At 69.6% G+C, this 1,142-nt stretch carries 1 protein-coding gene; it reads right to left on the bottom strand.

The window, feature by feature from the left end; translation table 11 throughout:
• On the bottom strand, nt 1-1,142 hold a 1,142-nt coding region (locus ALA01S_RS34245), incomplete at both ends, for a citrate synthase family protein (protein WP_507762126.1).

Below are 1,142 nucleotides of genomic sequence, written 5' to 3'. Positions count from 1 at the left end.
AGCGCGGCGATCACGGCGTCCACGTTCACGCAGAACACGTAGGGCGTGGCGCCCACGTCGTACAGCGCCTGCGCCAGCTCGCGGTAGAAGGCGTGGAAGACGTTGTAGCGGCCGTGCTCCTGCATGTACTGCGCAATGAAGCGCTCGCGCGGATCGACGTTCACCGGCTTGCCCTTGAACACCGGGTGGTGCACGCCGGGCAGGGCGCGCAACTCCTGCCCCGCCTCCTTGGCCGCGCGCTTCTCCACCTTGTAGGCCTTGGCGAACGCGGCGGCCATGGCTTTGAGGTCCAGCCCGTGGTTCGGGTCCGACGGGTCCTGCAGCTTGCAGCCCTTGAACTGCTCCAGCAGGAAGGCCATGCCCTCGAAGCCGTTGCCGCCGTGGCTGTAGCCGGTGTGGGTGAGGAAGCCGACCATGGCCTTGTTGATCTGCACGCGCTGGGGCGTCTGCGGGCCGTCGGCCGACACCGCGCCCTTGGCGCCCTGCGCCGAGATGGAGCCCGGGCCGTTGGACACCAGCAGGCCAATGAGCATCTGCAGCGGCAGCGCCTGCTCGGCCGTGGGCTTGCGCCCGCTGATGGCCAGGGCGCACAGGTCGGCCATGGTCCAGCTGCCGTAGCGCTCGGCCTGCGAGATGCCCGCCAGCGACCCCCACTGGTGCTTCTCGGCCGGAATGGTGGAGCCCACCATCACGCCGTAGAGGCGCAAGTACCACGGCAGCGTCTCGGCCGTGAGGCGGCTGATGCGCTTGCGCAGCAGCGGGCCCCAAGCGATGGTCACGGAGATGGCGGCCAGGATGGCGTCGCGCGACAGCGCGATGTCCTGCGCCAGCAGGAAGTCCAGGAAGACGGACTTCACCTTGCGCTTGCGCACGGCCTGCAGCATGGCCTTGGGGTGCGTGTCCTTGGCCTCATCCGCGCGCTGCGTGAACAGGGCACGCTGGGCTTCGTCCAGCTTGAGGCGCGAGCAGTCAAAACCTTCCTGGCTGCCGTCCTTCAGGCCCGAGCCCAGGAACAGCTCGATGAGCGTGCGCGTGCAGGCCAGGGCGCGCTCCACGCGCTTGGGGCCGACGATGGCCGCCGCCGTGGCCATGATGGCGTTGGGCGCGTTGCCCGCGTCGCGCGCGGCCTGCGCGGCGATCAA

Source organism: Azohydromonas lata NBRC 102462, assembly GCF_001571085.1.
GTDB classification, from domain to species: Bacteria; Pseudomonadota; Gammaproteobacteria; order Burkholderiales; family Burkholderiaceae_C; genus Azohydromonas; species Azohydromonas lata.
This window is presented reverse-complemented; position numbering and strand designations above follow the sequence as displayed.